The 22,274-nt window shown below is 45.1% G+C and carries 17 protein-coding genes and 1 other RNA gene; all 18 read right to left on the reverse strand.

What is annotated here, in order from left to right; all coding sequences use genetic code 11:
* Positions 1–185 precede the first annotated feature (185 nt).
* The 18 genes from dapB to rnpB all read right to left on the reverse strand — a co-directional run bounded on the left by dapB (position 186) and on the right by rnpB (position 22,249).
* On the reverse strand, positions 186–1,010 hold the full coding sequence (gene dapB, locus OCW38_RS12390; protein ID WP_016783966.1) for a 4-hydroxy-tetrahydrodipicolinate reductase: 825 nt from the start codon (positions 1,008–1,010) through the stop codon (positions 186–188).
* A gap of 92 nt (positions 1,011–1,102) precedes the next feature.
* Complete coding sequence (gene mutT, locus OCW38_RS12395; RefSeq protein ID WP_010434755.1) at positions 1,103–1,501, reverse strand: 8-oxo-dGTP diphosphatase MutT; 399 nt, start codon at positions 1,499–1,501, stop codon at positions 1,103–1,105.
* Positions 1,502–1,843: 342 nt separating this feature from the next.
* On the reverse strand, positions 1,844–4,564 hold the full coding sequence (secA, locus tag OCW38_RS12400) for a preprotein translocase subunit SecA (RefSeq protein ID WP_065100592.1): 2,721 nt from the start codon (positions 4,562–4,564) through the stop codon (positions 1,844–1,846).
* Between the two features lie 388 nt (positions 4,565–4,952).
* Positions 4,953–5,870, reverse strand: coding sequence for a UDP-3-O-acyl-N-acetylglucosamine deacetylase (gene lpxC / locus OCW38_RS12405; RefSeq protein ID WP_010434751.1), 918 nt, complete (start codon positions 5,868–5,870; stop codon positions 4,953–4,955).
* 96 nt (positions 5,871–5,966) lie between these two features.
* Complete coding sequence (ftsZ, locus tag OCW38_RS12410) at positions 5,967–7,196, reverse strand: cell division protein FtsZ (RefSeq protein WP_010434749.1); 1,230 nt, start codon at positions 7,194–7,196, stop codon at positions 5,967–5,969.
* A 31-nt stretch (positions 7,197–7,227) separates the two neighbouring features.
* Positions 7,228–8,496, reverse strand: coding sequence for a cell division protein FtsA (gene ftsA, locus OCW38_RS12415; RefSeq protein WP_010434747.1), 1,269 nt, complete (start codon positions 8,494–8,496; stop codon positions 7,228–7,230).
* Positions 8,489–9,268, reverse strand: coding sequence for a cell division protein FtsQ/DivIB (locus OCW38_RS12420; RefSeq protein ID WP_010434745.1), 780 nt, complete (start codon positions 9,266–9,268; stop codon positions 8,489–8,491). The genes ftsA and OCW38_RS12420 overlap by 8 nt, the downstream gene beginning before the upstream one ends.
* 191 nt (positions 9,269–9,459) lie before the next feature.
* Entirely contained in the window at positions 9,460–10,920 is a 1,461-nt protein-coding gene (murC, locus tag OCW38_RS12425; RefSeq protein ID WP_010434743.1) for a UDP-N-acetylmuramate--L-alanine ligase, read from the reverse strand.
* Positions 10,921–10,933: 13 nt separating this feature from the next.
* On the reverse strand, positions 10,934–11,995 hold the full coding sequence (gene murG / locus OCW38_RS12430; protein ID WP_016793009.1) for an undecaprenyldiphospho-muramoylpentapeptide beta-N-acetylglucosaminyltransferase: 1,062 nt from the start codon (positions 11,993–11,995) through the stop codon (positions 10,934–10,936).
* A 12-nt stretch (positions 11,996–12,007) separates the two neighbouring features.
* Entirely contained in the window at positions 12,008–13,204 is a 1,197-nt protein-coding gene (ftsW, locus tag OCW38_RS12435; RefSeq protein WP_261894237.1) for a cell division protein FtsW, read from the reverse strand.
* Between the two features lie 22 nt (positions 13,205–13,226).
* Entirely contained in the window at positions 13,227–14,543 is a 1,317-nt protein-coding gene (gene murD / locus OCW38_RS12440; protein ID WP_261894239.1) for a UDP-N-acetylmuramoyl-L-alanine--D-glutamate ligase, read from the reverse strand.
* A 57-nt stretch (positions 14,544–14,600) separates the two neighbouring features.
* Positions 14,601–15,683 (reverse strand): phospho-N-acetylmuramoyl-pentapeptide-transferase, encoded by a 1,083-nt coding sequence (mraY, locus tag OCW38_RS12445; RefSeq protein WP_010434722.1) that lies wholly within the window; start codon positions 15,681–15,683, stop codon positions 14,601–14,603.
* Positions 15,680–17,053, reverse strand: a complete 1,374-nt coding sequence (locus OCW38_RS12450; RefSeq protein WP_261894242.1) for a UDP-N-acetylmuramoyl-tripeptide--D-alanyl-D-alanine ligase — start codon at positions 17,051–17,053, stop codon at positions 15,680–15,682. The genes mraY and OCW38_RS12450 overlap by 4 nt, the downstream gene beginning before the upstream one ends.
* Positions 17,050–18,537, reverse strand: coding sequence for a UDP-N-acetylmuramoyl-L-alanyl-D-glutamate--2,6-diaminopimelate ligase (murE, locus tag OCW38_RS12455; RefSeq protein ID WP_261894244.1), 1,488 nt, complete (start codon positions 18,535–18,537; stop codon positions 17,050–17,052). The genes OCW38_RS12450 and murE overlap by 4 nt, the downstream gene beginning before the upstream one ends.
* Before the next feature lie 18 nt (positions 18,538–18,555).
* Positions 18,556–20,313 carry a peptidoglycan glycosyltransferase FtsI gene (locus OCW38_RS12460; RefSeq protein ID WP_010434717.1) on the reverse strand — a complete coding sequence of 586 codons (1,758 nt, stop codon included), beginning with the start codon at positions 20,311–20,313 and terminating at the stop codon, positions 18,556–18,558.
* Complete coding sequence (gene ftsL, locus OCW38_RS12465; RefSeq protein ID WP_010434716.1) at positions 20,310–20,627, reverse strand: cell division protein FtsL; 318 nt, start codon at positions 20,625–20,627, stop codon at positions 20,310–20,312. The genes OCW38_RS12460 and ftsL overlap by 4 nt, the downstream gene beginning before the upstream one ends.
* A 3-nt stretch (positions 20,628–20,630) precedes the next feature.
* Positions 20,631–21,581: a 16S rRNA (cytosine(1402)-N(4))-methyltransferase RsmH gene (gene rsmH / locus OCW38_RS12470; protein ID WP_010434714.1), complete on the reverse strand. Its 951-nt coding sequence runs from the start codon at positions 21,579–21,581 to the stop codon at positions 20,631–20,633.
* 228 nt (positions 21,582–21,809) lie between these two features.
* Positions 21,810–22,249, reverse strand: an RNA gene (gene rnpB / locus OCW38_RS12475) — RNase P RNA component class A.
* Between the last annotated feature and the right edge of the window lie 25 nt (positions 22,250–22,274).

Raw genomic sequence — 22,274 nt, forward strand, 5'->3', positions numbered from 1 at the left:
AAGAGAAAAGGTCGAAATTTAAAGATCTAAAACAAAAAGCACACTATAAGCATTAAAAATCGCAGTTAAATAAGAGAAAATCGACGATAAGAAGAAACTAGAAGGAGGTTTGTAAAAGGGATATTACGAAGGAAAATGTATCAAATAAAGAAAGCGCTGGCAATTGCCAGCGCATAAATATCTATTTATAGGTCATTCAAACCAAGGACGTCAGTCATGGTATAAAAGCCTGCTGGTTTATCATTTAGCCAAACTGCCGCCTTGATTGCACCATTGGCAAAAGTCATTCGGTCGGTCGCTTTATGGGTAATTTCCACTCGCTCACCTATATCAGCAAACATAGCGGTGTGCTCACCAATAATGTCGCCGGCACGAATCGTCGCAAAACCGATCTCATCCTTAGTTCGCTCACCAGTAATACCTTCACGTGACCATACGGCTACATCGTTAAGCTCATTACCCATCGCACCAGCAATCGCTTCACCCATACCAATAGCCGTGCCTGAAGGTGCATCTACCTTGTGGCGATGGTGAGCTTCAACGATTTCAACATCACAGTAATCGCCCATCACTTTAGCGGCCTTTTCTAGCAGCTTAAATACCAGGTTTACACCAACGCTGTAGTTAGGTGCCATGACAATTGGCATCTCTTTTGACGCCGCATCGATAGCCTGCTTTTCTTCTTCAGAGAAACCCGTTGTGCCGATGATCAGCTTTTTACCATGACGTTTACAAAGTTCAATATTCGCTAATGTGCTAACAGGTGCGGTAAAATCGACGATCACATCAAACTCTTCGATAGCTTTAGACAAGTCATCCACTAAAGCGACATCAAAACGACCTTCACCACATAACTCGCCGACATCAACGCCCACTAAAGATGACTCTGGACGCTCTGAACCAGCACCAACACTTGCTTCTGAATTATGATGAGCGGCTTTCACCAAGTTACGACCCATACGGCCCGCTGCTCCTGCAATTGCAATTCTTACCACTGCGAATATCTCCATTGTTTTGGTTACCGTTGCCACTTATCTCGTGCGGCAACGTTCAATCGATTAATCCCTTTAAACTAACAACAATCTCAAACTCAGGCTAGCAATTACGAAAACTCTTTTATTACTCGCTCTAAAATTGGTACATTTGCCTCTGGGAAGGGGTATTGATTCAAAGATTCTAGGTTTACCCATTCACCTTGTTGACCCTCTTTACCATAAGGCTGTTGCTCAAAGGCTGTCACAAGGATGAAATCAAACTTAAGCGATTTATCACTGTAATCAAATTCAAGATGCTCGAAGAGAGACTGTTCAGTTACCTTGATGCCAATTTCTTCATCTAACTCACGAGTCATTGCTTGTTCAATGGTTTCCCCTACTTCAACCTTGCCGCCAGGGAACTCCCAAAAGCCACCTTTGTGTTTATCGTCTGGGCGTTTAGTAATAAAGACCTGTGATTTATCTTGGTTGAAGATAATGCCCGCAACAATATGGATTCTTTTCATATGATGGTGTTCCTTAATAAAACGCTTTGCTCACTCATCCCCCTCAATACGTCATCCTCAAGAAGGACAAACAACTGAGTTGAGGATCTAATACAAGAGCATGAGTCTAACTATTAAACGAGATTCCCTACTAGGCTCGTTCCTCGCTAGAGGGAATGACGACTTACCCTTTCATCAAAAGATAAGCCACGAAATTTACATACAAAAAGAGCCGCCTAAGCGACTCTTTAATCAAAACTATATTTAGGCAAAGCTGTATTGGTTGAGAACGAGGAGGCGACGCAGAGTTTACAAGTGTAAATGAGCATCGCCGACGAAGTTATCAGCCATTACAGCAAAGCATTAGTCAATTTTACCGTGACACTGTTTGTATTTTTTGCCACTTCCACATGGGCATGGTTCGTTACGACCCACTTTACGCTCATCACGTACTACCGTTTGTGGAGATACCGCTTCATCGTCAGCTAACTGATTTTCAGCCACTGCATGTTGTGTTTGAGCACGACGCGCCGCTTCTTCAGCTTGAGCTTGACGTTGAGCTTCCATCTTTTCAACTTCTTCTTGTTGCTGAACGCGAACCTTAGAAAGAATGGTAACAACGTCTGTTTTCAGTACATCTAACAGACCTTCAAACAGTTCAAACGACTCGCGCTTGTACTCTTGTTTCGGGTTCTTCTGAGCATAACCACGTAAGTGTATACCTTGACGAAGGTGATCCATCGCAGCCAAGTGCTCTTTCCAAAGACCGTCTAGCGTTTGTAGCATCACAGACTTTTCGAAGTTACGCAGTACTTGAGCACCAACCACTTCTTCTTTTTGTTTGTACGAGTCAACCGCCATACCAAGAATACGCTCACGCAATGCTTCTTCATAAAGCTTGTCGTCTTCGTCCAACCAACCTTGAATATCAAAGTCTAGATCGAAGTCGTTTTTCAGGCGATCTTGTAGACCAGCGATATCCCACATGTCTTCAAGAGATTGAGGTGCAATGTACTCATCGATAACCGAAGTAAACACGTCTTCACGGTTGTGTTCGATCATTTCGCTGATGTCGTCAGAACTCATCAGTTCGTCACGAAGCTCATAAACCACTTTACGTTGGTCATTAGCTACATCATCGTACTCAAGAAGCTGCTTACGGATATCGAAGTTACGACCTTCCACTTTACGTTGTGCTTTTTCAATTGAGCGAGACAGCATCTTAGATTCAATCGCTTCGCCTTCGTCCATACCACTTTGAATAAGGCCAGCCATACGATCAGACGTAAAGATACGTAGCAGAGAGTCTTCCATTGATAGGTAGAAACGAGAAGAACCCGCATCACCTTGACGACCAGAACGACCACGTAGCTGGTTATCGATACGGCGAGATTCATGGCGCTCAGTACCAATGATGTGCAGACCACCGGACTCAAGTACTTTATCGTGGATAACTCTCCAGTCAGCTTTGATCTTATCGATCTGCTCTTGAGTTGGGTTTTCTAGCTTCTCTACCTGAGCCTGCCAGCTACCACCCAATACGATATCGGTACCACGACCAGCCATGTTAGTTGCGATAGTTACCGCGCTTGGCGTACCCGCTTGTGCAACGATCTCGGCTTCCATTTCGTGAAACTTAGCATTGAGAACGTTATGCTTAATTTTTGCTTTTTTCAGTGCGTTAGACAGTAGTTCTGATTTTTCGATAGAAACCGTACCAACCAGTGATGGCTGACCAGCCGCAACACGATCTTTAATGTCTTCAATGATCGCATTGAATTTGTCTTCTTCGGTACGATAAACCACATCTGGCATATCGTTACGAACCATAGGCTTGTTGGTTGGGATAACCACCGTTTCTAGGCCGTAGATAGACTGGAATTCGAAAGCTTCTGTATCGGCTGTACCTGTCATACCAGACAGTTTCTCGTACAAACGGAAGAAGTTCTGGAAGGTAATCGATGCTAACGTTTGGTTTTCGTTTTGAATCTTTACACCTTCTTTCGCTTCAACAGCTTGGTGTAAACCTTCAGACCAACGACGACCAGGCATAGTACGACCAGTATGTTCATCAACAATAACCACTTCGCCTTCTTCAGTAACGATGTAGTCTACGTTTTTCTCAAACAATACGTGCGCACGAAGAGCCGCATTTACGTGGTGAAGTAAGCTGATATTGGTTGGAGAGTAAAGTGTATCGCCCTCTTCCATCAATCCATTTTTAACCATTAACTCTTCAACAAATTCTTGACCGTTTTCAGTCAGGTGAACCTGTTTAGATTTTTCGTCCATGGTGTAGTGACCTTCACCACGGTACTCTTCTGAATCTTCTTTATCTTGACGCTCTAGAGAAGGGATCAGCGTATTAATGCGCGTATAAAGATCTGAGCTATCTTCAGCAGGACCAGAGATAATTAACGGAGTACGAGCTTCATCGATTAAGATTGAGTCAACTTCATCGACTACAGCGAAGAAACGTTCACGTTGAACTCTATCTTCAGCACGGAAAGCCATGTTGTCACGCAGGTAATCAAAACCAAACTCGTTGTTTGTTCCGTATAGGATATCGGCTTGGTACGCTTCTTTCTTCTCTGGCGGAGCCATATTTGGCACGTTCACGCCAACTGTCATGCCAAGGAATTCAAATAGTGGTCGGTTTGTTTCCGCATCACGCTTCGCTAGGTAATCGTTCACCGTTACAACGTGAACACCTTTGCTTGGTAGGGCGTTAAGATAAGCTGGTAGAGTTGCGGTAAGAGTTTTACCTTCACCAGTACGCATCTCTGCGATTTGGCCAGCATTTAGAACCATGCCACCAATCAACTGCACGTCAAAGTGACGCATGCCGTAAACACGTTTAGACGCTTCACGTACTGTAGCAAATGCTTCAGGTAAAAGTTGATCTAGCGATTCGCCTTTATCTAAGCGCTCACGAAACTCAACCGTTTTAGCTTTTAACTCTTCATCAGAAAGTGCTTCTAACGTTGGTTCGTAGTTATTAATTTCTTTTACAATTTTTCTAAGGCGGCGCAGTGTTCTGTCATTGCGACTGCCAATTACCTTTGTCAGCAGCTTAGTAATCATGTGCTTGGAATCTCTTCGTTCTCAGATCGTCCGCGATCTATTTTAAATGCCGTCAGTCTCTACTAGCTATGAACTAGTCTTCAGTTACTAACCAAGGATACTGAGATAAATCTAGTATCTTTGATATTGTACTTGAGAGTAGAGTTTTCAAGGCTTGAGTTAAAATTAATGCTCTCTAGTGTAAGTAATTTTCACACTAACGACCATTTATAACCCCATTTGTTTGATGTGCTTGGAACTTTTCTTTCTAATTGCTGACGGATTAGCCAGACTGCAGTCTATTGGTAGACAACTTTCGGATGTTGACGACACTGTATCTGGAAAATAGATACAAAAAAACCAGGTCAATGACCTGGTTTTCGAAATCTTATATTGTTGTAAGCAACAATTACGCTAAAACCATACCTGGTTCAGCAAACGCAACTGGAGAGCCTACTTCTTCTTCGAATGTTGCCCATTCCCAAGCTTCTGCGTCAGCAAGTACTGCACGTAGTAGTTGGTTATTTAGGCCATGACCTGATTTGTATGCACGGAACTCACCAATAATAGCGTGTCCACACATGTAAAGGTCACCAATCGCGTCTAGTACTTTATGAGTTACGAACTCATTGTCAAAACGTAGACCTTCTTCATTAAGAATTCGATACTCGTCAAGTACGATAGCATTATCAAAGCTACCACCAAGTACTAGATTTTGGGATTGTAGATACTCAATATCACGCATGAAACCGAAAGTACGAGCGCGAGAAATTTCTTTCACAAAACCTTGTGAAGAGAAATCAAACAACAAACGTTGCTCATCAGATTCAATCGCGGGATGGTTAAAGTCGATCTCAAAGTCCATGCGGAAGCCGTTAAATGGGACGAATTCTGCCCACTTATCGCCATCTTCAAAACGGATAGGCTTTTTGATTCGAATAAAACGCTTCGCTGCATTCAGTGTTTCTACACCTGCTTGCTGTAGCAAATATACGAATGGGCTTGCGCTACCATCCATAATTGGGATCTCTGGTGCATCAACCTCAACAATAATGTTGTCGATACCCATACCCGCTAAAGCTGCGTTAAGGTGTTCCACTGTAGAAATACGTACGCCTTCGTCGTTAACAAGAGCAGTACATAACATAGTGTCACGAACTGATGCTGGATCAGCTGGGAAATCTACAGGTGGATTTACATCAGTACGACGATAAACAATACCTGTATTTGCAGCTGCCGGGCGAAGAGTAAGTGTGACTTTACGACCAGAGTGGAGACCCACACCAGTTGTTTTCACAATTTCTTTCAGAGTACGTTGTCTGATCATCTGCTTGCCTCGTTATCAGTGCTACAAATCACGGTCAGTATTTACCGACCGCAAATTTTACCATTAATTCGACGATAGTCAAATTTTGGGTATTTGTTAATCAGCCTGACGTCGTAAAAATGCTGGAATATCTAAGTATCCACTCTCTTTCTCAGCTTTAGGTGCAGCACTCTGGCTAGCGCCTGTACCTGAAGAAACAGGTGACGTTGTTGGCTGTGGCTTAACTTGAGGTTTAACCTCAGTTTTCTCTTGCAATGGCTGTGCCATTTTCTCTTCCACTTTTGGTGCAGTTTGAGCTGCAACTTGTGGTTGAGGCGTTGGCGCTACTTTAGCCTTGCCACCAGCAACTAATGTAATGTCTGGTTTTTTCTCTGTTCCGATACCTGTTGCAACAACAGTTACACGGATTTCATCCGTCATGTCAGGGTCTAGAGAAGTACCAATCACGACAGTTGCGTTATCAGAAGCGAATGCCTTAACTGTATTACCCACAGTTTCGAATTCATCTAGACGCATGTCCAGGCCTGCAGTGATGTTCACAAGAACGCCACGCGCACCAGCTAGGTCGATGTCTTCTAGTAGTGGGCTAGAAATTGCCGTTTCAGCAGCTTCTTCAGCACGGTCTTCACCTTTTGCGATACCGCTACCCATCATTGCATGACCCATCTCAGACATTACAGTGCGAACATCCGCGAAATCGACGTTAATCATACCAGGGCGAGTAATTAGCTCTGCGATACCTTGTACAGCATTTTTAAGCACATCATTTGCACTTGCGAAAGCTTCTAGCAGTGTTACGCCACGGCCAAGTACCTTAAGTAGCTTTTCATTTGGAATCGTAATTAAAGAATCCACATGCTTAGAAAGCTCTTCAATACCTTGCTCTGCAAACGCTAAACGTTTTTTGCCTTCAAAGCTAAATGGCTTAGTTACAACAGCAACTGTTAGCACACCTAGCTCTTTCGCAACTTCAGCAATAACTGGAGCAGCACCTGTACCCGTACCACCGCCCATACCAGCTGCGATAAATACCATATCGGCGCCAGTTAGAACTTCTTTAATTCTTTCTCGATCTTCGAGAGCTGCATCACGGCCTACTTGTGGGTTTGCACCAGCGCCCAAACCTTTAGTGATATCACCACCAATTTGGATCACGCTGCTCACGCTTGTTTTACGAAGTGCTTGGGCATCAGTGTTAACACTGATGAATTCTACGCCTTCGATTGATTCACGTACCATGTGCTCAACAGCGTTACCGCCACCGCCACCAACTCCAACGACTTTAATTACTGCATCGTCAGACATTTCCATCATCGGTTCAAACATGTGTTATCTCCGTTTTTTCCTGCAACTCAGGTTAAAACTCTTTTTGTATCCAATTACGCAATTTGCCAAACAAGCCTGACATAGAAGGTGCTGAACGCTTAGGTTCGCTGTAATCACCTTCATCACTTATCTGACAATCTCTTGCGTAATGAAGTAAACCAACCGCCGTAGAATGATACGGCTCTTTAACATAGTCAGTTAAGCCACTAACTTCTAATGGCTTACCAACTCGAACTTGATTGCGGAAAACGCGTTCCGCACACTCTACCAATCCGTCAATTTGTGCCGCTCCACCAGTGAGAACGACGCCAGCTGCAAGGTGGTGTTTAATACCTTCATCGCGTAGCTGTAATTGAACCGTATCAATAGTTTGGTTAACGAGCCCCATAAGTTCAGTGTAACGTGGTTCAATCACTTCCGACAAAGTTTGTCGTTGCAAACTTCTCGATGGGCGACCACCAACACTTGGGACGTTAACAGAGTCATCCTTGCTTACGAGTTCACTCAGAGCGCAACCATGGTTTACTTTTATCTCTTCAGCATCGCTCACTGGCGTGCCGAAAGCGAAGGCAATATCACTGGTTACTGCATTTCCTGCGTAGGAAAATACTTCTGTGTGTCGAAGCGCGCCGCCAGTCCATATGGAAATATCCATTGTACCCGCACCGATATCTACCACACACACTCCAAGCTCTCTCTCGTCTTCAGTAATTACCGCGTTACTTGAGGCAAGTCCTGAAAATACGATCTGTTCTACTGTAAGACCACATCGTTCAACAGCTTTAATAATGTTTCTCGCCATGTCGCTATGGCAAGAAATTAGGTGAACACTGACTTCCATTCGAACACCAGATAAGCCAAGTGGGTTCTTAATCCCTTCTTGATAATCAATGGTAAATTCTTGTGGGATCACGTGCAGAATTCTCTGCTCATCACCTATTTTAATTGATTTCGCGGTATGGATCGCTCGATCCATATCATCTTGAGACACTTCTTCATCTGAAATAGTGCCCATGCCTTTTTCAATTCGGCTTGCGATATGTTTGCCCGATAGCGAGATAAACACATTGCTGATTTGGCATTCCGCCATCAACTCTGCTTGATCAATAGCTCGCTGAACCGACTTAACTACCGACTCTAGGTCGTTTACACCACCTTTATCCATACCTCTAGATGGGCTTTGCCCTGATCCAATGATATTGATTTGACCATCAGGCAATATTTCACCAACCAGAGCTGATATGGTCGCAGTGCCTATATCAAGACCAACGATTATGTTGTCATCTGCGGTCTTAGTCATCTGTGCTCTCTTCTAACTCTTGCTCTGGAAACCAGCCTACAGCGGCTCCCGTATCATACCTGAGGTCGATGTAGCTCACTTGATTCGCCTTACTACCTAATTCGTTGTAAAGCGAAATGAAGCGTTCAACACGCTCATCTAAAGAATCTTTACCTAGTTCTAAACGGATACCGTTATCTAGGATTATTTGCCACGCGCGACGCTCATTGAGAACGAGCGAGGTAACGGTTAACCCTAGACTATTAATCAAAGGAGTTATCTGTCGCCATTTTTCTATCACTTCTTGGCTGGTGCCGTCTGGGCCGTAAAGCTTGACTCGATCGCCCTTTAATAGGCCGATATCACCATTAAACACCTGACCATCGTCATTAAGCAGCATGTTACCGTTCCAGATTGCTGCTGCATGATACTCAGTCAAAAATACTTTTATTGTGTCTGGCCACTGTTTACGAATTGAGACAACAGACACCCAAGGCAATGCTTCTAAACTGTTTTGCAACACACCAATGTCCTGTGACATGAATGTTCCAATATGCTCAAGCTCGCCAAAGGCATGCTGAACATCACCAGCCGTTACATAAGTTAAGTCGCCCTGAAGTACTATTTTGGAAAGAGGCAATCGCTGATCGTCCCACATCCAAGTCAGTGTGGTATAGAAAAGAAACCCAATGAATAGCAGCACCACAACAAAAAAAGACCCGCCTAAGGCGTGTTTCTTGAGCGACGGTAAACTGAATAGGTGGCGGTTTTCGCTAAAAGTACTTTCTACCAAAGCCCGCATTCCCTGTCGTTGGTTCGCAATTCTATTCCCTATCTTCGTAATAGAGGTAAAAGCACTTACTTTAACCTATGAATTATACTGAGCAAAATCAAACTATCAAACGTTGATAATAAGATTTTTGGTCAATTTTAGGTCAATCGCAAGAAGTGAGCGATCAACCACAGTCTGTAGACGGTATTCTGTTACGCGTTCTGCATTTTATTAATGTCTAATTGTAACGATTCAAGCTGCTTCGCTACACGGCCAACATCACCTGCACCCTGCGTTAAAACAAGATCACCACCTTGAATTACGTTAGCAAGAGCCGACGGCAGCGCGTTGATATCAGCAACAAAGATTGGATCTATCTTACCACGACCACGAATAGTTCGACTTAACGAACGCCCGTCCGCACCTGCAATAGGTTTCTCACCTGCCGAGTACACATCTAATAAGATTAGAACATCAACCTGCTCAAGAACGTTAGCAAAGTCATCATACAGATCGCGAGTACGGCTATAACGGTGAGGTTGGAAGATCATCACAAGACGTTTGTCAGTCCAGCCGCTGCGTGCAGCTTGAATCGTCACATCCACTTCCGTTGGGTGATGACCATAATCATCAACCAACATTGCAACGCCTTTACCGGTTTCGTACTCACCTAAGTGATCGAAACGACGGCCTGTGCCTTCCGTTCCTGCCATCGCTTTTAGAATTGCTTCATCACTGATGTCATCTTCAGTCGCAACCGCAATTGCAGCTGATGCATTTAGCGCATTATGACGGCCCGGAATGTTCAATGTAATATCAAGGTTAGCTTTGCCTTCACGTACAACTGTAAATTTACCTTGTTGCCCTTCTTGTACGTAATTTTCAATACGGATATCAGCATCTTCTGAGAAACCGTAAGTAATCACTTGGCGACTCACCTGAGGAATAAGCTCACGTACAACAGGATCGTCAACACACATCACAGCCTGACCATAGAATGGCAGGTTGTGTAAGAAATCAATAAACGTCTGCTTTAACGTTTCAAAATCACCGCCATAGGTATCCATATGATCCGCTTCAATGTTAGTCACAATACTAACCATTGGTTGCAGATGCAGAAATGACGCATCACTTTCATCAGCTTCAGCGATAAGGATACGACTTGAACCTAAGCGAGCATTAGTGCCTGCACTTTTCACCAGACCACCGTTTACGAAAGTGGGATCGAGGCCAGCTTCCGAGTAAATCTGTGTAACTAGCGCTGTGGTCGTTGTTTTACCGTGCGTACCAGCCACGGCAATACCGTGACGAAAACGCATCAGCTCAGCCAGCATTTCCGCACGACGAACAATCGGTGTACGCGCTTCACGAGCAGCAACAATCTCTGGATTTTCTTCGTTGATAGCGGTTGAAACCACCACTACACTTGCATCAGCAACGTTACTTGCTTGGTGGCCAATGTAAACTGTCGCCCCCTTGCTAACTAAACGATCAGTCACTGGGTTTTGAGCAATATCAGAACCCGTGATCTGATAGCCTTCATTTAGCAAGACTTCAGCAATCCCGCTCATTCCAGCACCACCAATACCAATGAAGTGGATAGATTTAACACGGCGCATTTCTGGCACCATTGCACGGATTTGCGCTAAGTCTTGGGTATGTTCAATCGTCATCAATTCAGTCTCGTTATTTTGCTAAAGCTTTAATTGCTTCAGCGACGGTCACATCAGCATCAAGCTTGGCTGCTTGACGAGCTTTTGTTGCCATCATTTTTAATTCATTTCTATCAAGCTGAGCGATAGCGTTCGCTAGCTTATCAGCCGTCAGTTGTGGCTGTTCAATCATTAATGCTGCGCCACATTCAACTAAATGGTCGGCATTCAACGCTTGCTGCCTGTCTTTGTGCATGAACGGAACAAAGATAGAACCAACACCAGCAGCTGACACTTCAGATACGGTTAATGCACCTGAACGACAAACTAATAGATCTGCCCATTCATAAGCTTGCGCCACATCATCAATAAATTCAGTTACTTGAACATTATCTACAGAGTGTGATTTGTATTGTTCAATCACTTGCTGTTGATTGTTCTTACCGGCTTGATGCACCACAGTAAAACCTTCACCAAGCTGGGCCATGGTCACTGGCAAGGTATCGTTCAGAATTTTAGCGCCCTGACTGCCGCCCATCACTAGGATACGAATATCACCGTCGCGCTCTGCCATGCGTTGCTCGGGTTCAGCTAAGGCAACCACATCTTCACGTACTGGATTACCCACTACATCAGCAGTAGGGAAAGCACCTGGGAAAGCTTGGAATACTTTTTTGGCAATTTTAGATAGCCATTGATTAGTTAAACCCGCCACTGCATTTTGTTCATGCAGAACTACTGGAATACCGGATAACCATGCCGCGATACCACCAGGGCCACTCACGTACCCCCCCATTCCAAGCACTACATCTGGCTGCCATGCTTTGATGTGATGTCTTGCTTGAAGTATGGCATTAATAATCTGGAATGGCGCTTTAATTAACTTGCTAATGCCTTGACCTCGCAGGCCTTTCACTTTGATAAAGTCGATCTCAATACCATGTTTTGGCACTAAGTCCGCTTCCATTCTATCCGCGGTTCCTAACCAGCGAATTTCCCAACCTTGTTGCTGAAGCTTTTTAGCCACGGCTAAGCCAGGGAAAACGTGACCACCAGTACCACCAGCCATCACTAAAAGTTTTTTGTTTTGTTTCATAACGTTGGATTCTTATTCTACTAATTCGTTTTGATTGTCGGCTTGTTCTTCTTGTTGTATTCGACATTCGTGATCAATGCGCAATAGCATTGAAACCGCGACTGACATGACGATAAGACTTGAACCACCGTAGCTGATCAATGGCAATGTTAGACCTTTGGTTGGAACGATACCTGAAGCGGCACCTACGTTAACAAGCGTCTGAAATGCAAACCAAATACCAATACCAAAAGCAAGATAACCGCTGAATAACTGGTCGTTCTCGAATGCTTTCTTACCAATTAAAATCGCTTTCAGTACCAAACTAAAGATAAGAATCAGCACGAGAGTTACACCAACAAAGCCTAACTCTTCTGCCAATACAGCAAACACAAAATCGGTATGTGCTTCAGGCAAATACTCTAACTTCTGAACCGAATTACCAAGACCTTGTCCCATCCAATCACCACGACCAAATGCCATTAGTGATTGAGTTAATTGGTAGCCACTGCCGAACGGGTCATTCCAAGGTTCCCAGAATGAGGTCACACGTCGAACACGATAGGGTTCTATAACAATTAATCCGACGACCGCGGCAATGCCCGCCACCATCAAGGCAATAAACTGTGAAAGCTTAGCACCTGCAATAAACAGCATGCCAAACAAGGTCGCCAACATTACAACAACCGTACCTAAATCGGGCTGGCCGAGAAGCAAAACAGCAAAGGCACCAAACACCATGATTGGCTTACCGAAACCGCCGAAAAACGTTTTTCTGACCTCGTCTTGTTTACGAACCAGATAGCCCGCCATAAAGATAAACAGCGATAACTTAGCGACTTCTGCGGGTTGTAAGTTAAACAGTCCAAGTGGAATCCAGCGTGATGCACCATTAACCGACTTACCAACGGCCAGCACCACCACTAGCAAAAAGAAGGACAAACCCAACAGATACATACTGTATTGAAACCATCGCTTCATTGGGATCTGCAATATTACGCTGGATACACCTAGCGCCAACACAAGGAAAATGGCGTGGCGAAACATAAAGTGAAATGGCTGATCGGTTAAACGAGCACTGATAGGAAACGAAGCCGACGTTACCATCACCAAGCCTGTCAGCATCAGTCCAAGAGCAATCCATACTAATTGACGGTCGTAAAGCGCCTCTGGTGTGGCACGATTAAGCCATTGCCAAATAGATTGATTGATCTCTTTCACTCTTTGCACTGAATGTTAGTCCTTCAACACGTTAGGCGTATTCATGAGCGAGTTCAGTGAAAGCATCACCTCTCGCCATGAAGTTATTAAATTGATCAAAGCTTGCACACGCTGGAGACAGCATCACCATATCACCGGGCACCAACTGCGTTGAGATGCTTTCGATAATGTCACTCATGGTTTCAAACGTCTTAGCCGATTGATGCAACGACATAAATTGCGCAGCATCTTCACCGAAGCAACACAGCTGAACACGCTCCAGTTGCGCCAACACAGGCTTGAGCTCACTAAAGTCAGCACCTTTACCTACACCACCAACCAAAAGATACAAAGTACCTTGGCACTCTAGCCCCGACAAAGCCGCCAATGTACTGGCTACGTTGGTCGCTTTCGAGTCGTTAACCCACTTGATAGAACGCTTATCAGCTACCACTTGGCAACGATGCGTTAAACCGTTGTAGGTCTTCAGAGCTTCAAGGCTTTTGCTGTAATCAATACCGACTTGTTTAAGCAATGCTAGCGAGACTAGCGCATTTGCCACATTGTGACGTCCAACCAATGTTAAATCTTGAGTAGGAAGTACTGGCTTGCTGCTATCCACCAACCATTCAGTACCATCAATCGTCGCCACACCAAACTCTTGGTCGTCGAGTCCGAATGTCACTAATGGCATACTGTGGTCAGGATAAGTCTCTTTGTCTTCGCGGTTTACAATCGCGTACTGAGCGTTGTAAAAAATTCTTAATTTGGCGTCACGGTAATCGGCCATGCCTTGATAGCGATCCATATGATCTTCTGACAAGTTCAAAAAGGCCGCCGCTGCAAGGTTTAAACTGGATGTTGTCTCTAGCTGAAAGCTTGAAAGCTCAAGGACATATAAGTCGGCATCAAGCTCTAAAAGATCTAAGGCAGGAATACCGATGTTACCACCAACACCAACATTGAGACCTGCGGCTTTCGCCAGTACACCTGTAAGATCAGTCACCGTGCTCTTGCCGTTTGAACCTGTTATTGCCACAACGGGTTTATTTACCGCCCAGCCAAACAGTTCAATATCACCAACAACCGGAACACCCGCTTGAATAACATCTTGTATTTCCGGGGTCGCTAAGGCGATACCCGGGTTAGCAACGACTAAATCCGCTCCCGCTAACCATTGGCTATTCCAACTTCCAGAATGCAGTTCCACAGATTCAGGCAAAGATTCTCTGCCCGGTGGTAGCTCGCGAGTATCAATCACCTTCACATGTATGTGAGGTTGATATTTTACGAGATGTTTAACGACAGAGAGCCCGGTAATACCGAGCCCCACAACCACTACATTTTGAATATTTTGCCAACGTTCCATTTAAACAAGATGCTCTTAATAGTTTTAAAGAGCCTCTAATCTGAGGCTCACATAGGATTAACGAACTTTCAGTGTCGCTAGGCCAACCAATACTAATACCATTGAGATGATCCAAAAACGCACGATTACACGCGGCTCCGGCCAACCTTTAAGTTCGTAGTGGTGATGAATCGGTGCCATGCGGAAAATACGCTGACCACGCAATTTGTAAGAGCCTACCTGCAGAATCACTGACAAGGTCTCCATTACAAACACACCGCCCATGATAACCAGTACCAATTCTTGGCGAACTAACACAGCAATCACACCCAATGCACCACCAAGCGCTAGAGAACCAACATCGCCCATGAATACTTGTGCTGGGTAGGTGTTAAACCATAGAAAGCCGAGACCTGCACCCACGATAGCAGTACATACAACAACCAGCTCAGAGGTGTATGGGATGTATGGAATGTGTAGGTACGCGGCGAAGTTAACGTTACCTGTCGCCCAAGCAATCACAGCAAAGCCAGCCGCAACCATCACCGTTGGCATAATGGCCAAACCGTCTAGGCCGTCCGTTAGGTTTACCGCATTACTGGTACCCACAATAACAAAGTACGTCAGCACTATGTAGAACAAGCCTAACTGTGGCATCACATCTTTGAAGAAAGGAACAACCAATTGTGTTGCCGCAGTATCGTGACCATGAGCGTATAGAGCGAATGCGACAACCAATGCAATCGCCGATTGCCAGAAGTACTTCCAACGAGCAATCAAGCCGTCTGTATTTTTACGAACGACTTTACGGTAGTCGTCAACAAAGCCAACCGCACCGTAACCGCCAAGAACAACCAATACCGCCCAAACGTAAGGGTTAGAAAGGTCAGCCCACACTAATACCGTAATAATGATCGCAGCTAGGATCATCACGCCACCCATGGTTGGTGTACCACGCTTACTGAAGTGAGACTCAGGGCCGTCATTACGAACAACTTGGCCAATTTGTAGCATTTGCAGACGCTCAATTAAACGAGGTCCCATCCACAGTGACAGACATAATGCCGTCAAAATACTCGCGATTGCACGAAACGATAGGTATTCGAACAAACGGAAAAAAGAAAAGTGTGGCTGTAGTAGCTCTGCAAGCCAAATTATCATGAAAAGTTCTCCTTTAAAGCAGCGGCTATTTTACTCATTCCTGCACTGTTTGCGCCTTTTACCAACAAGGTATGTGACGCGTTTTCTGGCAAGCATAAGTGCTGCTCTATGTGCGCGATCATCGCTTGATGCGTTGCAAAGTGAGTACCATTACAGACCTCACTAATCACCTTAGTATCATTACCGTAAGTGAGTACATGCTCAAAAGCGAATGGGGCAGCATATTCACCGACTTGACGGTGAAGTGCAAGGCTTTCGTCGCCTAATTCAGCCATATTGCCTAAAATCAACCAACGTTGACCTTTGAAGCTCGATAGCAATTTAGCTGCCGCCTTCATTGCAGGCACGCTGGCGTTATAACTGTCATCTATCAGCTTGATATTCTGACTTAATTGTTGAACCTCAACTCGTCCTTTGACTGAGATAAGATTCGCTAAACCATTTTTTATTTCATCGAGCGTTGCGCCAAACTGAATGCTCAACGCTGCTGCTGCTAAGGCATTCGCTACGTTATGCTGGCCGATAATGCCAAGTTCAACGGGCACAGAACCTTTTGGTGTCTGCATATCAAAGCACGCTTCACCTTGCTCGTTGATACGAATATTTTTGGCAAAGTAATCCGCTGTATCATCACTTTCTGAAAAGGTCAGAACCGCTTTATCTGCGAGAACTTCACTCCAAAATTCGCCACCGTTACTCTCTAAACTAACAATAGCAGTGTCACCAGCTGCAAGCCCCTGAAAAATTTCACCTTTTGCTTGCTTCACACCATCAATTGAGCCAAACCCTTCTAGGTGCGCCGCTGCCACATTATTTACCAAGGCAACCTGTGGTTTCACAAACTGGGTGGTGTAGGCGATTTCACCGATATGGTTAGCGCCTAATTCGATCACCGCATAGTCATCGCTTGGTTCACTACGTAGCAAAGTCAAAGGCACACCAATATCATTATTGAAGTTACCTGCCGTAAACAGCACCTTGCCACGTTGTTGCAGAATGCTCGCCACCATCTCTTTGACGGTCGTCTTGCCACAACTGCCAGTAATCGCCATGGTTGGCACATCACATTGTTTATGGATCCAAGCACTTAACTGACCTAAAGCAAGTTTAGTGTCTTCAACAACAACTTGAGTAATATTTAAGTCAAGTTTTCGTTCGACTAACAACGCACTCGCATTCGCCTCAACGGCTTGATGACAAAAGTCATGCGCATCAAAACGTTCTCCGACGAGAGCAACAAACAATGCGCCCTCTTCAACGGTGCGAGTATCCGTAGAAACGGCATTAATTACGTTATGACTGGAGTTGACAGCCTCAATCAACTCGCCGCTGACTGCTGAACAAATTTGTTCGAGTGATACATCAATCATGATGAAATACCTAAAAGTTGAAGCGTAGACTCTCGGTCTGAGTAATGTACCGTATTGTCTTTCAATACTTGGTAATCCTCATGGCCTTTACCAGCCAAAAGAATAATGTCATTGCTGTCTGCCTGCTCAAGTGCAAACTTAACCGCTTGGTAGCGATCGTGCTCGACGAACGCCGATTCCGGCTCACTTAAACCAGCAAGCATGTCTTTGACAATCAAAACCGGATCTTCGCTGCGAGGGTTGTCATCTGAAATAATAATTTTATCGGCAAACTGCTCTGCGGTCGCTGCCATCATCGGGCGTTTCCCTGTGTCACGATCTCCACCGCAACCAAAGATAGCCCACAATTTTCCCGAGCAGTGCACGCGCAATGCTGCCAGAGCTTTCTCTAACGCGTCTGGTGTATGAGCGTAATCAACAACTACTTTAGCTTTGCTCGGCACTTGGAACAGTTCCATACGACCAATAACAGGCTGAAGCTGAGGTGCAGTATCGACTAATATTTGCTTATCGATGCCCAATGAAAGCAGAGTCGCGAAAGCAACCAATACATTTGATGCGTTAAACTGACCAATTAAAGGAACCGAAAGATCGCCTTGCCCCCAGTTACCATCGAAAGACATCTGAATACCAGTTTCTGCATAAGCGACATCAGACGCCCATACCGATTGTTGATAACCCGTTAGCGGTGATAGTGAAACAGCAATGGCCTTGGATAAATCTGTCATCCAAGCCTTACCCACTTCGTCATCCACATTAATGACGGCATGCTTGCATTTGTGTTGAGTAAACAAGCTCTTCTTCGCCAGAGCGTACTCTTCCATGGTGCCATGGTAATCAAGATGATCACGACTCAAGTTAGTAAAGACACCAACTTCAAAGTCCAAAGCCTTTACTCGACCTTGCACCAAACCATGAGAAGAGATCTCCATCGCAGTATAAACGGCTTTTTCTTCAGCCAACTCACTCAGCGTGCGCTGTATTTCAATCGCGCTGCCTGTGGTGTTAGCCGCTGTTTTTAGATTATCTAGGAAACCATTACCTGTGGTGCCCATTACCGCAGAACGTTGCCCGACGAGATCAAGCCATTGAGCAATCAATTGGGTGATGGTGGTTTTGCCATTGGTGCCAGTAACACCAATCAGTTTGGTCGCTTGAGAAGAATAAACTCGACCAGCCAGTTCAGAGAGAATTGAATTTAGCTCCGCTACATAAACAACAGGAACTGCATTTAACCACTCAACCAAGCCATGAGCTTTGTCATCACCAGCCTGTGCAATGACGGCTTTAGATCCTTGAGCGACAGCTTTGTCGATAAAACGGCGACCATCAACGGCATGTCCGACAATGGCGACGAAAATATCACCTTTCTTGATGGCACGACTATCCAACTCCAATTGCTCAACAGCAATCGACTCTAGTTCTGTTGAATCAAAGTCCCCCCAAGGAGAAAGTAAAGATGACAGCGTGAGGCTATTACTCATATTGAATCCTGATTAACTCTATTCTTGAAACTTATTTTCATCAGCCGGGACATTCATGATTTGTAGTGCACCCTTCATGATCTCAGAAAATACAGGGGCTGCGACTGAGCCACCATAGTAAAGGTCACCTTGAGGCTCATTGACTACAACAACCAACGCAACTCTTGGGTCACTGACTGGGGCAAAGCCTGCAGTGATCGCAATGTATTCATCACTGTATCCGCCAGCCTCTGCCTTACGAGATGTACCCGTTTTGGCTGCAACGCGGTAACCCGGAACGGCGGCTCTTGTCGCCGTTCCACCTTTTTGAGTCACCCCTTCGAGCATGTTCAAAACCAGTTCAGCATTTTCTCGCTTGATAATCTGCTTAGAAAAATCTTGGTCGTTGCTCTTAATAATATGAATTGGCTCATATAAGCCTTTGTTGGCTAGCGTCGCATAAGCATGTGCTAACTGCATCGGTGTAACAGACAAACCATAACCAAACGCTAAGGTCGCAATCTCAAACTTTGACCAGCGACGGCGATTCGGGAAAATACCGCTCGTTTCACCAACCAAATTCAGCCCAGACATCTCACCTAGACCAACCGAGCTGTACATACCAAGCAAGGCTTCGAGTGGCATATTAAGCGCTAATTTCGCAACACCTATGTTACTCGACTTTTTGAGGATCAACGCTAAGTCAGCCTTACCCACTTTAGACGAATCTCGCACACGACTACCACCGATCTGCATAATACCGTTGCCAGTATCAATAACGACATCTGGGTCTGCGGTGCCGTTCTCTAGCGCCGCTAAAACCACAAAAGGTTTCACGGTAGAGCCAGGTTCCATGGCGTCGGTTAATACGCGGTTTCGCATCTTAAAGCTTTGTAGGTCAGCACGGTTATTCGGGTTGTAAGATGGCGCATTGACCATGGCTAACACGGCACCTGTTTTTACATCGAGCAGTACCGCAGAGCCTGAAGTCGCCTTATGATCGGCCACCGCTTGCTTGATCGCTCGATAAGCAATGGCCTGTAATCGTTGGTCGATGGTTAATTCTAATGGCTTGCCTTCTTCACGCTCTTCTAAGGCAATATTTTCGACAACGCGTCCATAGCGATCTTTACGAATGGTACGTTTACCCGCTTCACCAGTGAGCCACTGATCATAACTGCGTTCTACACCTTCAAGACCATGACCATCGATACCGGTTACACCAATAAGATGAGCACTGATTTCACCTGCAGGGTAGTAACGACGAGATTCAGCTTTAAGCCCCACACCCACGAGTTTAAGATCGCGGATATATTTAGCCATCGCAGGGCTAACTTGTCTCTGAAGATAAATAAATCGGCGGGATTTGTTACTAGAGATCTTATCGATCATCGGTTGTCGTTCTAGGCCAAGTACATCAGCTAACGCATACCAACGATCAATTTGAGCCATACCATTTTTATCGAAAATGGTTTTCGGGTCAGCCCATACCGCTTCAACAGGAACACTGACAGCAAGTGGCTCACCATTGCGATCAGAAATAATGCCACGAGCAGAAGGAATAGCCTTAACACGCACCGAACGAAGGTCGCCCTGACGAATTAAGTTATCTGGTTCAATGATTTGTATATAAGCCACACGACCAACAAGTGCAGCAAAGGCAAGAAACACGAAAGCAATAACGACGTTAAAACGCCATTTTATCAGAACTGGATCCGAATCCTTTTCGCTCTTCACACGCTTTTTCGTTGATTTATTAACGGTTTTCGCGGGTGATTTTTCCTTTTTACCGGTCATTTCAGTGTGATCACAACTTCTTTATCAGAGTCTGGACGTTTCATGTCTAACTCTCGTTTTGCCGATGCTTGAACGCGACTGTGTTCAGCCAAAGCTGTCTCTTCAAGCATTAAATTTCGCCACTCATCATCTAGCTGCTCTCGTTCGACTAATGCCATGTCTTTTTGCGTAATCGCCTGACGTGACATATGTGTCGTAAGAACGACCCCCATCGCACTCGCAAAGATACAGATAAGAATCACCAATGGGACCTTACCCACGGAGATCAAATCAAAAAATATTATCTTGGCTAAGTTAGGCTTGGAGGTCTTCATTGACTACAGCTTTTCTGCGATTCGTAGTACTGAGCTGCGTGAACGAGTATTTTCATCCACTTCACCTTTAGAAGGCTTGATCGCTTTACCAATTGGTTTTAGATCGGCACTGCCTAAAGCTTTAATTTGATCTTCTGTTAATGGTAAACCATGAGGTACCTGAGGGCCTTGACTCTCTTTACGGATGAAGCGCTTCACCATACGGTCTTCAAGAGAGTGAAAACTGATAACAGAGATACGACCTTGGGGAGCAAGAATACTTGCAGCGCCTTTCAGTGCGGTATCGATCTCTTCAAGTTCACTATTAATGTAGATACGGAATGCTTGGAAAGCACGTGTCGCTGGGTGCTTTTTCTCTTTAAAGTTCTTTGGAGCGACATCAGAGATAAGCTTAGCCAATTGGCCAGTACGTGTTAACGGTTCGTTCTCTTCGTTCTCTTGATAAGCAATGATGCCCTTCGCGATACGACGAGCGTGTTTATCTTCACCGAACTCACGGATAACCCATGTGATGTCATCAAGATCCGCATCAACTAGCCACTGAGAAACCGGAATACCCGTCGTTGGATCCATACGCATGTCTAGCGGGCCGTCTTTCATGAAGCTAAAGCCACGTTCAGCATCATCTAGCTGTGGTGAAGACACACCTAAATCCAGTAAAACACCATCCACTTTACCCACTAAGTCATAACGCTCTGCATATTCAGCCATACCTGAGAATGGGCCGTGAATAATCGTAAAACGGGGGTCATCAATCTTCTGAGCTTCAGCAATTGCTTGTGGATCGCGGTCGATACTAAAGAGTCTTCCATTCTCGCCCAGTTTAGACAGGATTGTACGGCTGTGCCCACCACGGCCAAAAGTACCATCGATGTAGGTACCGTCAGGTTTGATCGCAAGTCCGTCAATAGATTCGTTAAGCAATACTGAAATATGTTTGAATGCTTCTGTCATAGTCTTCTCAGTGAGTGGATTGAGCCATTAGTTCGGCAATAATTTGTTCTATTAACGTTTTAGTGTACTGATTTCACGCTGTATCTCCACCATATTGTGTATAGGCATTTGGAATTTTTGACCCAAGCTTATATCAGGGTGAAAGATTTTAAGGAAATCTAAATAATTTACGTCAATATAAAGCAAAAAACCCATCACTACGGTTAAGTAATGATGGGTTCTTTATATAGGTGGAGTTGACACATACGCCGGGTTCTGTTCCGCTTGCGCGGTGGTAACCATTCGTCTAGGCCTGCAATCGCTCACAGGCTCAAGCAATCTACCCGCCCCCATACGCGAGCAGCGCAATGCGAGGGCCTATTTGATCTTGCTCCGGGTGGAGTTTACCTTGCTACGAACTGTTGCCAGTCGCACGGTGCGCTCTTACCGCACCCTTTCAGCCTTACCTGTGCCTCTTCCGAAGAAATGAGGCCATCGGCGGTCTTCTCTCTGCTGCACTTGTCGTGGGCTCGCGCCCCCCAGACGTTATCTGGCACCCTGCTCTATGGAGCCCGGACGTTCCTCCCCTCTACCAGTCTCCCGAAGGACTTCAACGTCAGTTTCCCGAAGGACCTCAACGTCAGTCTCCCGAAGGACATCAGCAAAGCAGCGATTACCCGTTCAACTCCGAAGGCGGATTGTATAGAGATTCGT

Origin of the sequence: Vibrio cyclitrophicus, from assembly GCF_024347435.1 — a bacterium.
In the GTDB taxonomy this organism is placed as follows: Bacteria; Pseudomonadota; Gammaproteobacteria; order Enterobacterales; family Vibrionaceae; genus Vibrio; species Vibrio cyclitrophicus.

Coding starts and splice junctions, on each gene's coding strand:
- murC (WP_010434743.1), bottom strand. CDS start 10,920: ATGACGATTGAACATACCCAAGACTTAGCGCAAATCCGTGCAATGGTG.
- rsmH (WP_010434714.1), bottom strand. CDS start 21,581: ATGACAGAAGCATTCAAACATATTTCAGTATTGCTTAACGAATCTATT.
- OCW38_RS12450 (WP_261894242.1), bottom strand. CDS start 17,053: ATGATTGATGTATCACTCGAACAAATTTGTTCAGCAGTCAGCGGCGAG.
- mraY (WP_010434722.1), bottom strand. CDS start 15,683: ATGATAATTTGGCTTGCAGAGCTACTACAGCCACACTTTTCTTTTTTC.
- dapB (WP_016783966.1), bottom strand. CDS start 1,010: ATGGAGATATTCGCAGTGGTAAGAATTGCAATTGCAGGAGCAGCGGGC.
- lpxC (WP_010434751.1), bottom strand. CDS start 5,870: ATGATCAGACAACGTACTCTGAAAGAAATTGTGAAAACAACTGGTGTG.
- murG (WP_016793009.1), bottom strand. CDS start 11,995: ATGAAACAAAACAAAAAACTTTTAGTGATGGCTGGTGGTACTGGTGGT.
- murD (WP_261894239.1), bottom strand. CDS start 14,543: ATGGAACGTTGGCAAAATATTCAAAATGTAGTGGTTGTGGGGCTCGGT.
- OCW38_RS12460 (WP_010434717.1), bottom strand. CDS start 20,313: ATGACCGGTAAAAAGGAAAAATCACCCGCGAAAACCGTTAATAAATCA.
- mutT (WP_010434755.1), bottom strand. CDS start 1,501: ATGAAAAGAATCCATATTGTTGCGGGCATTATCTTCAACCAAGATAAA.
- ftsA (WP_010434747.1), bottom strand. CDS start 8,496: ATGACTAAGACCGCAGATGACAACATAATCGTTGGTCTTGATATAGGC.
- secA (WP_065100592.1), bottom strand. CDS start 4,564: ATGATTACTAAGCTGCTGACAAAGGTAATTGGCAGTCGCAATGACAGA.
- ftsZ (WP_010434749.1), bottom strand. CDS start 7,196: ATGTTTGAACCGATGATGGAAATGTCTGACGATGCAGTAATTAAAGTC.
- ftsL (WP_010434716.1), bottom strand. CDS start 20,627: ATGAAGACCTCCAAGCCTAACTTAGCCAAGATAATATTTTTTGATTTG.
- murE (WP_261894244.1), bottom strand. CDS start 18,537: ATGAGTAATAGCCTCACGCTGTCATCTTTACTTTCTCCTTGGGGGGAC.